Raw genomic sequence first — 13,335 nt, forward strand, 5'->3', positions numbered from 1 at the left:
CCTTGCGCGGTACTGCAGGGAAGCGGCTGTCAGCCGAGCATGCCGTGGGCTGCAACACCGGCCGGCGGCCAGTTCTCCAGCTTCATGCCAAGCGACAGGCCACGCTGGGCCAGCACTTCCTTGATCTCGGTGAGCGACTTCTTGCCCAGGTTCGGGGTCTTGAGCAGCTCCACTTCGGTCTTCTGGATCAGATCGCCGATGTAGTAGATGCTCTCGGCCTTCAGGCAGTTGGCCGAACGCACGGTCAGCTCCAGGTCGTCGATCGGGCGCAGCAGCACCGGGTCGACGCCGGTGTTGGCCGGCTTGGCCGCACCGCGGTCACGGTGGGTGAAGTCGCCGAACACCGACAGCTGGTCGCTGAGGATGTCGGCGGCGGTGCGCACGGCTTCCTCGGCGTCGATGGTGCCGTTGGTCTCGATGTCGATGACCAGCTTGTCCAGGTCGGTACGCTGCTCGACGCGCGCGGCTTCCACCGCGTAGGCGACGCGGCGCACCGGCGAGAACGAGGCGTCCAGCACCAGGCGGCCGATGGCGCGCGACTCTTCGTCCGGGCGACGGCGCGAGGCCGCCGGCTGGTAGCCGAAGCCGCGCTCGACCTTCAGGCGCATGTTGATCGACGTATCCTTGGTCAGGTTGCAGATCACCTGATCGGGATTGACCACTTCGACGTTGTGGTCGACCTTGATGTCGGCCGCGGTGACGACGCCCGGGCCCTGCTTGGACAGGGACACGGTGGCGCTCTCGCCGGAATGCATGCGAATGGCCACGTCCTTCAGGTTGAGCAGGACTTCCAGCACGTCCTCCTGCAGGCCTTCCAGCGTGGTGTACTCGTGCAGCACGCCATCGATCTCGACTTCGGTGATGGCGAAGCCCGGGATGGACGACAGCAGCACGCGACGCAGGGCGTTGCCCAGCGTATGCCCGTAACCCCGCTCCAAGGGTTCGATCACGACCTTGGCGCGGGTGTCGGTAAGGCGTTCGATCTGCGGGCCGCGAGGACGCAGAACCTGGTTTGCGGTAACCGTCATGTGGCGGGTTCTCCTAGTGAACTCCCGGCCGTCGCCGGGAGTTCTCCGATGTGAATTACTTCGAGTACAGCTCGACGATCAGCGCTTCGTTGATGTCCGCCGGCAGGTCGGCGCGATCCGGCACGGCCTTGAAGATGCCGCTGAACTTCTTCGAATCGACTTCGACCCACGACGGGCTGAGATCGTGCTGTTCGGCCACGGTCAGGGCTTCCTGCACGCGCAGCTGCTTCTGGGCCTTTTCGGACAGGGCGATCGCATCGCCGGCCTTGACCTGGTACGAGGCCAGGTTGACCGACTTGCCGTTGACCGTGACGCCACGGTGCGAGACCAGCTGGCGCGCGGCCGGGCGGGTCACGGCGAAGCCCATGCGGTAGACGACGTTGTCCAGGCGGGTTTCCAGCAGCTGCAGCAGGTTCTCGCCGGTGTTGCCCTTCTTGGTCGAGGCCTTCTTGTAGTAGTTGCGGAACTGGCGCTCCAGCAGGCCGTAGATGCGCTTGACCTTCTGCTTCTCGCGCAGCTGGGTGGCGTAGTCGGACAGCTTGCCCTTGCGGGCGGTGGCGCCATGCTGGCCGGGCTTCTGCTCCAGTTTGCACTTGGAGTCCAGCGCACGGGCCGGCGACTTCAGCGACAGGTCGGCGCCTTCGCGACGGGCGAGCTTGCAGGTAGGACCGATATAACGAGCCATTTCTTATCGCTCCTTTAGACGCGACGCTTCTTCGGCGGACGGCACCCGTTGTGCGGGATGGGCGTCACGTCGATGATGTTGGTGATCTTGTAGCCGACGTTGTTCAGCGAACGCACGGCCGACTCACGGCCCGGACCCGGGCCCTTGATGCGGACTTCCAGCGACTTCACGCCGTAGTCCAGCGCAGCCTTGCCGGCCTTTTCGGCGGCGACCTGCGCGGCGAACGGGGTGGACTTGCGCGAACCGCGGAAGCCGGCACCACCGGAGGTCGCCCAGGACAGTGCATTGCCCTGACGGTCGGTGATGGTCACGATGGTGTTGTTGAACGAAGCGTGGACGTGGGCGACGCCGTCGGTGATGACGCGCTTGATCTTCTTCTTGGTCTTGGTAGCAGCGGGCTTGGCCATTTTCTAGGGTCCCTTACTTCTTCAGAGCCTTGCGCGGGCCCTTGCGGGTACGTGCATTGGTCTTGGTGCGCTGGCCACGCAGCGGCAGGCCGCGACGGTGGCGCAGGCCGCGGTAGCAACCCAGGTCCATCAGGCGCTTGATGGCGATGCCGACTTCGCGACGCAGGTCGCCTTCGACGATGTACTTGCCGATCTCGGCACGCAGACGGTCGATTTCCGGCTCCGACAGATCGCGGATCTTGGTGGTCGAAGCCACGCCTGCGTCTTCGCAGACCTTCTTCGAACGGGTACGGCCGATGCCGTAAATGCTTTGCAACCCGACCCAGACGTGCTTCTGGGCTGGCAGGTTGACGCCTGCAATACGCGCCATGACGCGGTTCTCCAGCTGAGTGATGGCCGAATGCGCACCGCATGGCGCGCCGTTCCGGCAGGATGGATCAAAAAAGTGGACTGGTGATTCTAGCAAGGCCTCGGTTCATCTGTAGGTCCGTGGAACACGAAGTTCCATGGACCCGGCATGGGGAGTGTGCCCATGCTCCGGCGCCGGATGTGCCTGGCGAGGAATCTTCCCCACGCCGTCCGCGCTACTCCCGCGCGGAACTACCACATCGCACCCCCACCCGAGACCGCTGCGGGGGCCGCCCTTCCGTTTTTGGAAGCCCGCCCCGGGAACCGGTGCGGCGGGCTTCACGCCATGAAGCAGAGAAGTATAACCGGGAATCAGCCCCGCGCAAAACCGCCGCGGTTGCCGCCCTTCAGGTTCGCCTTCTTCAGCAGGCTCTCGTACTGGTGCGACATCAGGTGCGACTGGACCTGGGCGATGAAATCCATCACCACCACCACCACGATCAGCAGCGAGGTGCCGCCGAAGTAGAACGAGGCGTTGAGCTCGGTGCGCATGATCTCGGGCAGCAGGCAGACGATCACCACGTACAGCGCGCCGGCCGCGGTCAGGCGGGTCAGCACGGCGTCGACGTAGTCGGCGGTGGCCTTGCCCGGGCGGATGCCGGGGATCAGCGCACCGGACTTCTTCAGGTTGTCGGCGGTTTCCTGCGAGTTGAACACCAGCGCGGTGTAGAAGAACGAGAAGCCGATGATCAGCGCGGCGAACACGATCATGTGCAGCGGCTCGCCCGGGCCCAGCGCGTTGGACGCCTTCTGCAGCCAGGTCGCCGAGGTGGCCTGGCCCGACCACTGCGCCAGCGTCGCCGGGAAGGCGAGGATGCTGGAGGCGAAGATCGCCGGAATCACGCCGGACATATTGAGCTTCAGCGGCAGAAACGAAGCCTGGTTCATGTAGGCGTTGCGGCCGCCTTGGCGGCGCGCGTAGTTCACCGTGATGCGGCGTTGCCCGCTCTCGACGAACACCACGAACCAGGTGAAGCCCAGCACCACGACCAGGATGATCAGCAGCGAGATGAAGCTCATGTTGCCGTTGCTGTAGGCCTCCAGCGTGTGGATGACCGCCGCCGGCAGGCCGGCGACGATGCCGGCGAAGATGATCAGCGAAACACCGTTGCCGATGCCGCGCTCGGTGACCTGCTCGCCCAGCCACATCAGGAACATGGTGCCGGCGGTCAGCGCGACCACGGCGGTCAACACGAAGCCGAGGCCCGGCGCGTAGACGACCGGGGCGCCGCCCGGCGACACCTGGTTCTGCAGCGCCAGCGCGATGCTGCCGCCCTGCACCACGGCCAGCAGCACCGCGCCGATGCGCGAATACTGGGTGACCTTGCGGCGGCCCGACTCGCCTTCCTTCTGCATCGCCTTCAATGCCGGGAACACGTGCACGGCCAGCTGCATCACGATCGACGCCGAGATGTACGGCATCACGTTCAACGCGAAGATGCTGAAACGGTGCAGGGCGCCGCCCGAGAACATGTTGAACATGTCCACGATACCGCCGCCCTGCGCCTTCATCAGCGAAAGCATGGCATCGGGATTGACGCCCGGCACCGGCACGTAGCAGCCGATGCGGTAGACGAGCAATGCCCCGACGACGAACAGAAGACGCTGGCGAAGTTCCGTGAACTTGCCCATTCCGCCCGCGAGGTTTCCGATGCCAGCTTGCGCCATGTTCCAGTTACTCCTGCACGCTGCCGCCGGCAGCTTCGATCGCGGCCTTGGCGCCGGCGGTGGCCGCCACACCCTTCAGGGTGAATGCCTTGGTCAGCTCGCCCTTGAGGACGATCTTGGCCTTCTTGGCGGTGGACGGGACCAGCTTCGCGGCGCGCAGCGCGGCGAAATCGATCTCGCCGGCTTCCAGGCGATCCAGGTGGTAGGACAGCACTTCGGCGGTGTCCTTGGCCATCTTGGAATGGAAGCCGATCTTCGGCAGGCGGCGCTGCATCGGGGTCTGGCCGCCTTCGAAGCCGGCCTTGATCTTGCCGCCGCCCTTGCGGGCGAACGAACCCTTGTGGCCGCGGCCGGCGGTCTTGCCCAGGCCCGAGCCGATGCCGCGACCGACGCGGGTACGCTCGGTGCGGGCGCCCGGTGCCGGGCTCAGTTCATTGAGACGCAGAGTCATGGTCGATTACTCCTCAACCTGGACGAGGTACTGAACCTGGTTGATCAGGCCGCGCACCTGCGGGCTGTCCTTCAGTTCACGCACATCGTTGAGCTTGTTCAGGCCCAGCGCACGCACCGACAGGCGGTGACGCGACTGGGTTCCACGCAGGCCGCGCACCAGGCGCACCTTGACGGTCTTGTTGGACTCATTAGCCATGGTTGAGTTCCTCCACCTTCTTGCCGCGCTTGGCCGCGATGCGGGCCGGCGACTGCATGCCTGCCAGACCCTTGACCGTGGCGCGCACCAGGTTGATCGGGTTGCGCGAACCGGTGGCCTTGGCCAGCACGTCCTTCACGCCCACCGCTTCCAGCACGGCGCGCATGGCGCCGCCGGCGATCACGCCGGTACCTTCCGAGGCCGGCTGCATGAACACGCGAGCCGCGCCGTGGCCGTCCTTGACGGTGTGCCACAAGGTGCCGTTGTGCAGGTCGACGTTGACCAGGTTCTTGCGCGCCTGCTCCATCGACTTCTGGATGGCGACCGGCACTTCGCGCGCCTTGCCGTAGCCGAAGCCGACCTTGCCCTCGCCGTCGCCGACCACGGTCAGCGCGGTGAAGGTGAACTGGCGGCCGCCCTTGACAGTCTTGCTGACGCGGTTGACGGCGACCAGCTTCTCGATCATGCCGTCGTCGACTTTCTCTTCGCGGTTGCGGTCGCGATCGCGACCCCGCGACTGACGTTCTTCTGCCATGTTGATTCCTTGATTGATTGGGTATGTACGGCTCGGGGCCGCTTATGGTTGTGGAATGGAACGTTGGACCGCCGGCGGTTGCAGAAGAACCGCCGGCGCCCGGCACTACCCGTGCCGGCAGGCTGGCAAGGAGCCGCGAAGCTCCTTGCCCATGTTGCTTAGAACTGCAGGCCGCCTTCGCGGGCAGCGTCGGCCAGCGCCTTGATGCGGCCGTGGTAGCGGTAGCCCGAGCGGTCGAAGGCGACCTTCTCGATACCGGCAGCCTTGGCGCGCTCGGCGATGATCTTGCCGACCTTGGTCGCGGCGTCGCAGTTCTTGCCGTTCTTCAGGCCTTCCTTGACGTCGGCCTGGGCGGTGTTGGCCGAAGCCAGCACCTTGGAGCCGTCGGCGGTGAAGACCTGCGCGTACAGGTGCTGGCCGGTACGCAGCACCGACAGGCGCGGCACGCCCAGGGTACGGATGTGCGAACGGGTCGACTTGGCGCGGCGCAGGCGAGCGATGTTCTTGTTCATGTTCTTTATCCTCGAAAGCTGAAGACCTAGGAATTAGGCCTTCTTGGCTTCCTTGCGAATGATGTTCTCACCGGCGTACTTCACACCCTTGCCCTTGTAGGGCTCCGGCGGACGGTAACCGCGGATCTTGGCGGCGACTTCGCCGACCACCTGCTTGTCGGCGCCCTGCACGACGATTTCCGTCTGCGTCGGGGTCGACAGGGTGATGCCTTCCGGCGCCACGAACACGATGGGATGCGAGAAACCCAGCGACAGGTTCAGGTCCTTGCCCTGCATGGCGGCGCGGTAACCCACGCCGACCAGCTCCAGCTTCTTCTCGAAGCCTTCGGACACGCCCTTGACCATGTTGGCCAGGATCGCGCGGACGGTGCCGGTCAACGCATCGAAGGAGATGTCCTTCGGGTTCAGCGTGGCGACGCCGTTGTCGAGGGTGATTTCAACGCCGGCGGCCTTGGCCAGCGACAGGGTGCCCTTCGGGCCCTTCACGCTGACGGATTCCGGCTGGATGTTCAGTTCAACGCCCTTGGGCAGGTTGATCGGCTTCTTGGCTACGCGGGACATGGTCTACTCCTTCTCGCTTAGGCCACGAAGCACAGGACTTCACCGCCGACGCCCTGCTGGCGCGCCTGCGCATCGGTCATGATGCCCTTGGAGGTGGAAATGATGGCGATGCCCAGGCCGTTGAGGACCTTCGGCAGCTCGCTCTTGCCGCGGTACTGGCGCAGGCCCGAACGCGAGAAGCGCTTCAGGGTCGCGATGACCGGCTTGCCCTCGAAGTACTTCAGGACGATTTCCAGCTCGGCCTTGTTGTTTTCCAGCTTGTTCACGCGCAGGTCGGCGATGTAGCCCTCGTCCTTCAGGACCTGGGCGATCGCAACCTTGATCTTGGAGGACGGCGCCTTCACCGTCGGCTTGCCAACCGCGGCCGCATTCTTGATGCGGACCAACAGGTCGGCGATGGGATCAGTCATGCTCATGTAAATACCTTTGAGTGCACCGATATCCGCTTTCGCGAAAATCTCGTGTTTTCCCGGGAGGGGCCGGGGCCCTTTGCCAGCGTCACCCACCCTTTCGGGCAGGCAAGACGCGGGAGTATACGACAAAAAGTCCGACTTGCGTCGGACTTCCTGAATTGCCGCCGGGTTGCCCCGGCGGCGCTCCGCGGCAGGCCCGAAAGGCCCGCCGCGAAAGGTCTTACCAGCTGGCCTTGCGCAGGCCCGGCACGTCGCCACGCATGGTGGCCTCGCGCAGCTTGTTGCGGCCCAGGCCGAACTTGCGGTACACGCCACGCGGGCGGCCCGACAGTTCGCAGCGGTTGCGCTGGCGGCTCGGCGACGAATCGCGCGGCAGCTTGGACAGCTTGGTCGCGGCCTCGATCTTCTCCTCGTAGCTCGCGTCCTGCGAGGACACGATCTTCTTCAGAGCCGCACGCTTGTCGGCGTACTTCTTGGCCAGCTTCGCCCGCTTGATGTCGCGGTTGACCATGGAGGTCTTTGCCATTTCGGTTTCCTCGACGGATCAGTTACGGAACGGGAACTTGAACGCTGCCAGCAGCGCCTTCGCTTCCGCATCGGTCTTGGCGGTGGTGGTGATGGCGATATCCATGCCGCGGATCGCATCGACGGCGTCGAAGTCGATTTCCGGGAAGATGATCTGTTCCTTCACACCCATGTTGTAGTTGCCGCGGCCGTCGAACGAACGCCCCGACACGCCGCGGAAGTCACGCACGCGCGGCAGCGAGATGTTGATCAGGCGGTCGAGGAACTCGAACATGGTGTTGCGGCGCAGGGTGACCTTGCAACCGATCGGCCAGCCATCGCGGATCTTGAACGAAGCCACCGAGACGCGCGACTTGGTGACCACCGGCTTCTGGCCGGTGATCTTGGCCATGTCGGCGACGGCGTTCTCCAGCACCTTCTTGTTGGTCGCGGCTTCGCCGACGCCCATGTTCAAGGTGACCTTGACCAGCTTCGGCACTTCCATCGGATTGGTGTAGCCGAACTGCTTCATCAGCGCCGGCACCACTTCTTCCTTGTAGATTTTTTCGAGACGGGAAGTCATCAGCTCATTCCTCAGGCGTCAATCGCCTCACCGCTGGAGCGGAACACACGCAGTTTGCGTCCATCCTCCAGCACCTTGAAGCCAACGCGCTCGCCCTTGCCCGAAGCCGGGTTGAGGACATTGACGTTGGAGATATGGATCGAAGCTTCACGCTCGACCACGCCGCCGGCGACACCCGCCTGCGGGTTCGGCTTGGTGTGCCGCTTGACGATGTTCACGTTGGCGACGACCACGCGGTCGCCGTCGACGCGGACGACTTCGCCCTGCTTGCCCTTGTCCTTGCCGGTGTTGACGACGACCTGGTCGCCCTTCTTGATACGGTTAGCCATGATTATCTCCTAGTCGCTCACAGCACTTCGGGAGCGAGCGAGACGATCTTCATGAACTTCTCGGAACGAAGTTCACGGGTCACCGGCCCGAAGATACGGGTGCCGATCGGCTCTTGCTTGTTGTTGAGCAGGACCGCGGCGTTGCCGTCGAAACGGATCAGCGAGCCGTCGGCGCGGCGCACACCCTTGCGGGTACGCACCACTACGGCGTCATACACTTCACCCTTCTTGACCTTGCCGCGCGGGATCGCGTCCTTCACGGTGACCTTGATGATGTCACCGATGTGCGCGTAACGGCGCTTGGAACCACCCAGCACCTTGATGCACATCAGTTCCTTGGCACCGGAGTTGTCCGCGGCGTCAAGGTAGCTCTGCATCTGGATCATGATTCAGATCTCCTTATTCGGCCGCACGGGTGACGACTTCCACCACCCGCCAGTTCTTGGTCTTGGACATCGGAGCAATCTCGGTCACGCGCACGACATCGCCTTCGTTGCAGGCATTGTCGGCGTCGTGTGCGTGCAGCTTGGTCGAGCGCTTGATGTACTTGCCGTACAGGGCGTGCTTGACCTGGCGCTCCACCAACACGGTGACCGTCTTGTCCATCTTGTTGCTGACGACACGGCCAACGACCGTGCGCAGCGTCTTTTCGGTATTTTCGCTCATCGCAGCCATCCTTACTTCGTGCTGCCGATCAGGTACTTGACGCGAGCAATCTCGCGGCGCACCCGGCGGGTTTCATGGGTCTTCGGCAGCTGGCCGGTGGCGGCCTGCATGCGGAGCGAGAACTGCTCCTTGCGCAGGTCGCCCAGGTGGGCCTTGAGTTCGTCAGCCGACTTTTCGCGGAGTTGTTTGATGTCCATCAGCGCACCGTCCGGGTCACGAAAGTGGTGGTGACCGAGAGCTTGGCCGAAGCAAGACGGAACGCCTCGCGCGCCACTTCCTCGGAGACACCCTCGATTTCATAGATCATGCGACCGGGCTGGATCTGGGCGACCCAGTATTCCACGCCACCCTTACCGGCACCCATTCGGACTTCGATGGGCTTCTTGGTGATGGGCTTGTCGGGGAACACGCGGATCCACATCTTGCCACCGCGCTTGACGTAGCGGCTGATCGAGCGGCGAGCCGCTTCGATCTGGCGCGCGGTCAGCTGACCGTGGGCGGTTGCCTTCAGGCCGTACTCACCGAAGCTGACGGCATTGGCGCTCCAACTCAGGCCGTCGTTGCGGCCCTTGAACATCTTGCGGTACTTGGTTCGCTTGGGTTGCAACATTGCCGTTACCTCGCTTCACGAGCCGGGCGCGACGGACGGTCACCACGGTCGCCACGATCATTGCGATCGTTGCGCGGGCTGTCGTCCTGCTTTTCCTGGCCAACCTGGGAGAAATCAAAGACCTCGCCCTTGTAGATCCAGACCTTGATGCCGATGATGCCGTAGGTGGTGCTGGCCTCAGCGAAACCGTAGTCGATGTCGGCACGCAGGGTGTGCAGCGGCACGCGGCCTTCGCGGTACCACTCCGAACGGGCGATTTCAGCGCCGTTCAAGCGGCCAGCGACGTTAACCTTGATGCCCAGCGCGCCCAGGCGCATCGCGTTGCCGACCGAGCGCTTCATCGCGCGGCGGAACATGATGCGGCGCTCCAGCTGCTGCGCGATCGATTCGGCAACCAGCTGCGCGTCCAGCTCCGGCTTGCGCACTTCGGTGACGTTGATGTGCGCCGGGACGCCCATCATCTCGCTCACTTCCTTGCGCAGCTTCTCGATGTCCTCACCACGCTTGCCGATCACCACGCCCGGGCGGGCGGTGTGGATCGTCACGCGCGCGGTCTTGGCCGGACGCTCGATCAGGATCTTGGAGATACCCGCCTGAGCCAGCTTCTTGCGAAGCATCTCGCGGACCTTGAGGTCGGCCGCCAGGTAGCCGGCGAACTCGCTCTTGTTGGCGTACCACTTGGAGTTCCAGTCCTTGGAAACACCGAGGCGGATACCAATCGGATGTACTTTGTGACCCATCGTTATTTGCCCTCGCCCACGACCACGGTGATGTGGCTGGTGCGCTTGAGAATGCGCGTGCCGCGGCCCTTGGCACGGGCCATGAAGCGCTTCAGCGTCGGACCTTCGTCGACCATGATGGTCTTGACCTTCAGCTCGTCGACGTCGGCGCCCTGGTTGTTCTCGGCATTGGCGATCGCCGATTCCACGACCTTCTTGATCAGGGCGGCGGCCTTCTTGTCCGAGAACTTCAGCAGGTTGACCGCACGCTCGGCCGGAAGGCCGCGCACCTGGTCGGCGACCAGACGGGCCTTCTGCGGGGAGATGCGCGCGGTGCGCAGGATTGCTTTCGCTTCCATCGTCATCTCTCCTTACTTGCCCGACTTCTTGTCAGCACCGTGACCCTTGAAGGTCCGGGTGATGGCGAATTCGCCGAGCTTGTGGCCAACCATGTTCTCGTTGACGAGAACCGGGATGTGGTTCTTGCCGTTGTGCACGGCAATGGTGAATCCAACCATTTCAGGCAGGATCATCGAACGGCGCGACCAGGTCTTGATCGGCCTTTTGCTGCCCGCGGCGGCCTCCACCTTCTTGACGAGGTGGTGATCGACGAACGGGCCCTTCTTGAGTGAACGTGCCATGGTCGATTAGCCCCTACGATCGCGGACGATGAACTGCTGAGTGCGCTTGTTATGGCGCGTCTTGTAACCCTTGGTCGGCACGCCCCACGGGGTGACCGGATGCGGGTTGCCCTGGCCGGCCTTGGCCTCACCACCGCCGTGCGGGTGATCCACCGGGTTCATGGCAGCACCGCGGACGGTCGGGCGGACACCGCGCCAACGCTTGGCGCCGGCCTTGCCCAGCTTCTCCAGGTTGTGCTCGTCGTTGCCGACTTCGCCGACGGTGGCGCGGCACTCGACCGGCACCTTGCGCATTTCACCCGAGCGCAGGCGCAGGGTGGCGTAGATGCCTTCGCGGGCCACCAGCTGCACCGAAGCACCCGCGGCACGGGCGATCTGGGCGCCCTTGCCCGGCTTCAGCTCGATGCCGTGGATGGTGGTGCCGACCGGGATGTTGCGCAGCGGCAGGGTGTTGCCGGTCTTGATCGGGGCATGCGCGCCCGAGATGACCTGGTCACCGGCCTTCAGGCCCTTGGGGGCGATGATGTAGCGGCGCTCGCCGTCGACGTAGCACAGCAGGGCGATGTGGGCGGTGCGGTTCGGATCGTATTCGATGCGTTCCACGCGCGCCGGAATGCCTTCCTTGTTGCGCTTGAAGTCGATGATGCGGTAGTGCTGCTTGTGGCCACCACCAACGTGACGGGTGGTGATGCGACCGTGGTGGTTGCGACCACCGGACTTGCTCTGCGGCTCCAGCAACGCTGCGTGCGGTGCGCCCTTGTGCAGATCGGGCGTGACCACGCGCACGGCCGAACGACGGCCTGCGGAGGTGGGCTTGAATTTCATCAATGGCATGGGATGTACCTCAGGCCTTGGCCGTTACATCGATGGACTGGCCATCGGCCAGACGCACGTACGCCTTGCGCCAATCGCCGCGACGGCCAGCGCGGTTACGGAAGGACTTGCTCTTGCCCTTGACGTTGACCACGTTGACGGCCTCGACCTTGACGTCGAACAGCTGCTCGACCGCGGCCTTCACATCGGCCTTGGTGGCTTCGTTCGAGACTTCGAAGACGTACTGGTTGGAGAGTTCCTGCAGGCGCGCGGTCTTCTCGGAGACTCGCGGAGCGCGCAGCACGCTGAAGATTTTTTCGTTGCTGCTCATGCCAGCCACTCCTCGACCTTCTTGACCGCGTCAGCGGTGATGACGACCGTGTCGGCACCGACCAGGGCGACCGGGTCCATGCCCTGCACGTCACGCACCTGCACGTAGGGCAGGTTGCGGGCCGACAGGTACAGCGACTCGGAGGCGTCCTCGGTCACGATCAGCGGGCGCTTGCCCACTTCCAGACCGGCCAGCTTCTCGATCAGCGCCTTGGTCTTGACCGCCTCGACGTCGAACGACTCGACGACCTTGATGCGGCCCTGGCGGTTCAGCTCGGACAGGATCGCGCAGATGGCCGCACGGTACTGCTTGCGGTTGACCTTCTGCTCGAAGCTGCGCGGCTTGGCTGCGAAGGTCACGCCACCGCCGACGAAGATCGGAGCGGTCAGGGCACCGTGGCGAGCGCCACCACCCTTCTGCTTCTTCGACTTCTTGGTGGTGCCGGCGACTTCCGAACGCGTCTTCTGTGCCTTGGTACCGGCGCGAGCGGCGTTGCGGTAGGCGACGACGACCTGGTGGACCAGATCCTCGCTGAATTCGCGACCGAACACGGCTTCGGAGACCGACACCTTGTTGTTGCTACCCGTGATAACGAGTTCCATCGTCATCTCTCCTTATGCCTTGCTCGCCGGACGCACGATCACGTCACCGCCGGCAGCACCGGGAACGGCGCCGCGAATGGCGATCAGACCACGCTCGACGTCCACCTTGACCACTTCCAGATTCTGCGTGCTCTGCTGCACCGAACCCATGTGGCCGGACATCTTCTTGCCCGGGAAAACGCGACCCGGGGTCTGGCGCTGGCCCAGCGAACCCGGCGCGCGATGCGACAGCGAGTTACCGTGGGTGGCGTCGCCCATGCGAAAGTTGTGGCGCTTGATGGTGCCCTGGAAGCCCTTGCCCTTGGTGACGCCCTGGACGTCGACCTTCTGGCCGACCTCGAAGATGTCCGCCTTGATTTCACCACCGACGGCGAAATCGCCGACCTTGGTGTCCTCGACACGGAATTCCCACAGGCCACGACCGGCCTCGACCTTGGCCTTGGCGAAATGGCCGGCTTCCGGCTTGTTCACCAGGGCGGCGCGGCGGGCGCCGACGGTCACCTGCACGGCGCTGTAGCCGTCGGTTTCGACGGTCTTGACCTGCGCGATGCGGTTCGGGGTGGCTTCGATCAGGGTCACCGGAATGGACTGGCCGTCCTCGGTGAAAACGCGGCTCATGCCGGCCTTGCGGCCCACGAAGCCCAACGAATATTTCTTCGTCATGGTCGTAG

General features: G+C 64.1%; 25 protein-coding genes. All 25 read right to left on the reverse strand.

The features are described from left to right. Positions 1 to 29: 29 nt before the first annotated feature. Positions 30 to 1,028, reverse strand: coding sequence for a DNA-directed RNA polymerase subunit alpha (gene rpoA, locus MIC98_RS14890; RefSeq protein ID WP_057639433.1), 999 nt, complete (start codon positions 1,026 to 1,028; stop codon positions 30 to 32). A 55-nt stretch (positions 1,029 to 1,083) separates the two neighbouring features. Next, positions 1,084 to 1,713 (reverse strand): 30S ribosomal protein S4, encoded by a 630-nt coding sequence (gene rpsD / locus MIC98_RS14895; RefSeq protein WP_057639432.1) that lies wholly within the window; start codon positions 1,711 to 1,713, stop codon positions 1,084 to 1,086. Between the two features lie 14 nt (positions 1,714 to 1,727). Beyond that, on the reverse strand, positions 1,728 to 2,120 hold the full coding sequence (rpsK, locus tag MIC98_RS14900; RefSeq protein ID WP_057639431.1) for a 30S ribosomal protein S11: 393 nt from the start codon (positions 2,118 to 2,120) through the stop codon (positions 1,728 to 1,730). Between the two features lie 13 nt (positions 2,121 to 2,133). Further along, on the reverse strand, positions 2,134 to 2,490 hold the full coding sequence (gene rpsM, locus MIC98_RS14905; protein WP_057639430.1) for a 30S ribosomal protein S13: 357 nt from the start codon (positions 2,488 to 2,490) through the stop codon (positions 2,134 to 2,136). Between the two features lie 350 nt (positions 2,491 to 2,840). Then, positions 2,841 to 4,196, reverse strand: a complete 1,356-nt coding sequence (secY, locus tag MIC98_RS14910; RefSeq protein ID WP_057639429.1) for a preprotein translocase subunit SecY — start codon at positions 4,194 to 4,196, stop codon at positions 2,841 to 2,843. Positions 4,197 to 4,203: 7 nt separating this feature from the next. After that, positions 4,204 to 4,647, reverse strand: a complete 444-nt coding sequence (rplO, locus tag MIC98_RS14915) for a 50S ribosomal protein L15 (RefSeq protein ID WP_057639428.1) — start codon at positions 4,645 to 4,647, stop codon at positions 4,204 to 4,206. Positions 4,648 to 4,653: 6 nt separating this feature from the next. Further along, positions 4,654 to 4,845 carry a 50S ribosomal protein L30 gene (gene rpmD / locus MIC98_RS14920; protein WP_057639427.1) on the reverse strand — a complete coding sequence of 64 codons (192 nt, stop codon included), beginning with the start codon at positions 4,843 to 4,845 and terminating at the stop codon, positions 4,654 to 4,656. Further along, complete coding sequence (rpsE, locus tag MIC98_RS14925; RefSeq protein ID WP_057639426.1) at positions 4,838 to 5,380, reverse strand: 30S ribosomal protein S5; 543 nt, start codon at positions 5,378 to 5,380, stop codon at positions 4,838 to 4,840. Before rpsE ends, rpmD begins: the two co-directional genes overlap by 8 nt. 158 nt (positions 5,381 to 5,538) lie before the next feature. Beyond that, positions 5,539 to 5,892 (reverse strand): 50S ribosomal protein L18, encoded by a 354-nt coding sequence (gene rplR, locus MIC98_RS14930; RefSeq protein WP_057639425.1) that lies wholly within the window; start codon positions 5,890 to 5,892, stop codon positions 5,539 to 5,541. A gap of 33 nt (positions 5,893 to 5,925) precedes the next feature. Next, positions 5,926 to 6,453 (reverse strand): 50S ribosomal protein L6, encoded by a 528-nt coding sequence (gene rplF / locus MIC98_RS14935; RefSeq protein ID WP_057639424.1) that lies wholly within the window; start codon positions 6,451 to 6,453, stop codon positions 5,926 to 5,928. 17 nt (positions 6,454 to 6,470) lie between these two features. Next, entirely contained in the window at positions 6,471 to 6,869 is a 399-nt protein-coding gene (gene rpsH, locus MIC98_RS14940) for a 30S ribosomal protein S8 (protein ID WP_057639423.1), read from the reverse strand. Positions 6,870 to 7,086: 217 nt separating this feature from the next. After that, positions 7,087 to 7,392, reverse strand: a complete 306-nt coding sequence (rpsN, locus tag MIC98_RS14945) for a 30S ribosomal protein S14 (RefSeq protein ID WP_239737689.1) — start codon at positions 7,390 to 7,392, stop codon at positions 7,087 to 7,089. 18 nt (positions 7,393 to 7,410) lie between these two features. After that, complete coding sequence (gene rplE / locus MIC98_RS14950) at positions 7,411 to 7,953, reverse strand: 50S ribosomal protein L5 (RefSeq protein ID WP_057639421.1); 543 nt, start codon at positions 7,951 to 7,953, stop codon at positions 7,411 to 7,413. 11 nt (positions 7,954 to 7,964) lie between these two features. Beyond that, a complete protein-coding gene (gene rplX, locus MIC98_RS14955) occupies positions 7,965 to 8,282 on the reverse strand; it encodes a 50S ribosomal protein L24 (RefSeq protein ID WP_054663326.1) in 318 nt (105 codons plus the stop codon). A 17-nt stretch (positions 8,283 to 8,299) separates the two neighbouring features. After that, on the reverse strand, positions 8,300 to 8,668 hold the full coding sequence (gene rplN / locus MIC98_RS14960) for a 50S ribosomal protein L14 (RefSeq protein ID WP_019186153.1): 369 nt from the start codon (positions 8,666 to 8,668) through the stop codon (positions 8,300 to 8,302). Between the two features lie 13 nt (positions 8,669 to 8,681). Next, complete coding sequence (rpsQ, locus tag MIC98_RS14965; protein ID WP_239737690.1) at positions 8,682 to 8,948, reverse strand: 30S ribosomal protein S17; 267 nt, start codon at positions 8,946 to 8,948, stop codon at positions 8,682 to 8,684. An 11-nt stretch (positions 8,949 to 8,959) separates the two neighbouring features. Beyond that, entirely contained in the window at positions 8,960 to 9,145 is a 186-nt protein-coding gene (gene rpmC / locus MIC98_RS14970; RefSeq protein WP_057639419.1) for a 50S ribosomal protein L29, read from the reverse strand. Next, positions 9,145 to 9,558 (reverse strand): 50S ribosomal protein L16, encoded by a 414-nt coding sequence (gene rplP, locus MIC98_RS14975; RefSeq protein WP_054663318.1) that lies wholly within the window; start codon positions 9,556 to 9,558, stop codon positions 9,145 to 9,147. The genes rpmC and rplP overlap by 1 nt, the downstream gene beginning before the upstream one ends. 5 nt (positions 9,559 to 9,563) lie before the next feature. Beyond that, positions 9,564 to 10,298: a 30S ribosomal protein S3 gene (rpsC, locus tag MIC98_RS14980; protein ID WP_239737691.1), complete on the reverse strand. Its 735-nt coding sequence runs from the start codon at positions 10,296 to 10,298 to the stop codon at positions 9,564 to 9,566. 2 nt (positions 10,299 to 10,300) lie between these two features. Beyond that, the gene (gene rplV, locus MIC98_RS14985) at positions 10,301 to 10,636 is read right to left on the reverse strand and encodes a 50S ribosomal protein L22 (protein WP_057639469.1); all 336 of its coding nucleotides are present in this window, start codon (positions 10,634 to 10,636) and stop codon (positions 10,301 to 10,303) included. Between the two features lie 12 nt (positions 10,637 to 10,648). Further along, entirely contained in the window at positions 10,649 to 10,918 is a 270-nt protein-coding gene (gene rpsS / locus MIC98_RS14990) for a 30S ribosomal protein S19 (RefSeq protein WP_057639416.1), read from the reverse strand. A 6-nt stretch (positions 10,919 to 10,924) separates the two neighbouring features. Continuing rightward, positions 10,925 to 11,752 (reverse strand): 50S ribosomal protein L2, encoded by an 828-nt coding sequence (gene rplB, locus MIC98_RS14995; protein ID WP_057639415.1) that lies wholly within the window; start codon positions 11,750 to 11,752, stop codon positions 10,925 to 10,927. 10 nt (positions 11,753 to 11,762) lie between these two features. Further along, a complete protein-coding gene (rplW, locus tag MIC98_RS15000) occupies positions 11,763 to 12,062 on the reverse strand; it encodes a 50S ribosomal protein L23 (protein WP_054663307.1) in 300 nt (99 codons plus the stop codon). After that, positions 12,059 to 12,664: a 50S ribosomal protein L4 gene (gene rplD, locus MIC98_RS15005; RefSeq protein WP_057639468.1), complete on the reverse strand. Its 606-nt coding sequence runs from the start codon at positions 12,662 to 12,664 to the stop codon at positions 12,059 to 12,061. The genes rplW and rplD overlap by 4 nt, the downstream gene beginning before the upstream one ends. Positions 12,665 to 12,676: 12 nt before the next feature. Then, positions 12,677 to 13,327 (reverse strand): 50S ribosomal protein L3, encoded by a 651-nt coding sequence (rplC, locus tag MIC98_RS15010; protein WP_057639414.1) that lies wholly within the window; start codon positions 13,325 to 13,327, stop codon positions 12,677 to 12,679. Positions 13,328 to 13,335: the final 8 nt, after the last annotated feature.

Source organism: Stenotrophomonas sp. NLF4-10 (genome assembly GCF_022359915.1).
In the GTDB taxonomy this organism is placed as follows: Bacteria; Pseudomonadota; Gammaproteobacteria; order Xanthomonadales; family Xanthomonadaceae; genus Stenotrophomonas; species Stenotrophomonas daejeonensis.

Excerpts from the sequence above, each read along its gene's own strand:
- rplD (WP_057639468.1), bottom strand. The coding sequence starts at position 12,664 with ATGGAACTCGTTATCACGGGTAGCAACAACAAGGTGTCGGTCTCCGAA.
- rplP (WP_054663318.1), bottom strand. The coding sequence starts at position 9,558 with ATGTTGCAACCCAAGCGAACCAAGTACCGCAAGATGTTCAAGGGCCGC.
- rplO (WP_057639428.1), bottom strand. The coding sequence starts at position 4,647 with ATGACTCTGCGTCTCAATGAACTGAGCCCGGCACCGGGCGCCCGCACC.
- rplN (WP_019186153.1), bottom strand. The coding sequence starts at position 8,668 with ATGATCCAGATGCAGAGCTACCTTGACGCCGCGGACAACTCCGGTGCC.
- rpmC (WP_057639419.1), bottom strand. The coding sequence starts at position 9,145 with ATGGACATCAAACAACTCCGCGAAAAGTCGGCTGACGAACTCAAGGCC.
- rpsS (WP_057639416.1), bottom strand. The coding sequence starts at position 10,918 with ATGGCACGTTCACTCAAGAAGGGCCCGTTCGTCGATCACCACCTCGTC.
- rplC (WP_057639414.1), bottom strand. The coding sequence starts at position 13,327 with ATGACGAAGAAATATTCGTTGGGCTTCGTGGGCCGCAAGGCCGGCATG.
- rpsC (WP_239737691.1), bottom strand. The coding sequence starts at position 10,298 with ATGGGTCACAAAGTACATCCGATTGGTATCCGCCTCGGTGTTTCCAAG.
- secY (WP_057639429.1), bottom strand. The coding sequence starts at position 4,196 with ATGGCGCAAGCTGGCATCGGAAACCTCGCGGGCGGAATGGGCAAGTTC.
- rplB (WP_057639415.1), bottom strand. The coding sequence starts at position 11,752 with ATGCCATTGATGAAATTCAAGCCCACCTCCGCAGGCCGTCGTTCGGCC.
- rpsQ (WP_239737690.1), bottom strand. The coding sequence starts at position 8,948 with ATGAGCGAAAATACCGAAAAGACGCTGCGCACGGTCGTTGGCCGTGTC.
- rplR (WP_057639425.1), bottom strand. The coding sequence starts at position 5,892 with ATGAACAAGAACATCGCTCGCCTGCGCCGCGCCAAGTCGACCCGTTCG.
- rplX (WP_054663326.1), bottom strand. The coding sequence starts at position 8,282 with ATGGCTAACCGTATCAAGAAGGGCGACCAGGTCGTCGTCAACACCGGC.
- rplV (WP_057639469.1), bottom strand. The coding sequence starts at position 10,636 with ATGGAAGCGAAAGCAATCCTGCGCACCGCGCGCATCTCCCCGCAGAAG.
- rpsH (WP_057639423.1), bottom strand. The coding sequence starts at position 6,869 with ATGAGCATGACTGATCCCATCGCCGACCTGTTGGTCCGCATCAAGAAT.
- rplW (WP_054663307.1), bottom strand. The coding sequence starts at position 12,062 with ATGAGCAGCAACGAAAAAATCTTCAGCGTGCTGCGCGCTCCGCGAGTC.
- rpsK (WP_057639431.1), bottom strand. The coding sequence starts at position 2,120 with ATGGCCAAGCCCGCTGCTACCAAGACCAAGAAGAAGATCAAGCGCGTC.
- rpsM (WP_057639430.1), bottom strand. The coding sequence starts at position 2,490 with ATGGCGCGTATTGCAGGCGTCAACCTGCCAGCCCAGAAGCACGTCTGG.
- rpsD (WP_057639432.1), bottom strand. The coding sequence starts at position 1,713 with ATGGCTCGTTATATCGGTCCTACCTGCAAGCTCGCCCGTCGCGAAGGC.
- rplF (WP_057639424.1), bottom strand. The coding sequence starts at position 6,453 with ATGTCCCGCGTAGCCAAGAAGCCGATCAACCTGCCCAAGGGCGTTGAA.
- rpsE (WP_057639426.1), bottom strand. The coding sequence starts at position 5,380 with ATGGCAGAAGAACGTCAGTCGCGGGGTCGCGATCGCGACCGCAACCGC.
- rpoA (WP_057639433.1), bottom strand. The coding sequence starts at position 1,028 with ATGACGGTTACCGCAAACCAGGTTCTGCGTCCTCGCGGCCCGCAGATC.
- rplE (WP_057639421.1), bottom strand. The coding sequence starts at position 7,953 with ATGACTTCCCGTCTCGAAAAAATCTACAAGGAAGAAGTGGTGCCGGCG.
- rpmD (WP_057639427.1), bottom strand. The coding sequence starts at position 4,845 with ATGGCTAATGAGTCCAACAAGACCGTCAAGGTGCGCCTGGTGCGCGGC.
- rpsN (WP_239737689.1), bottom strand. The coding sequence starts at position 7,392 with ATGGCAAAGACCTCCATGGTCAACCGCGACATCAAGCGGGCGAAGCTG.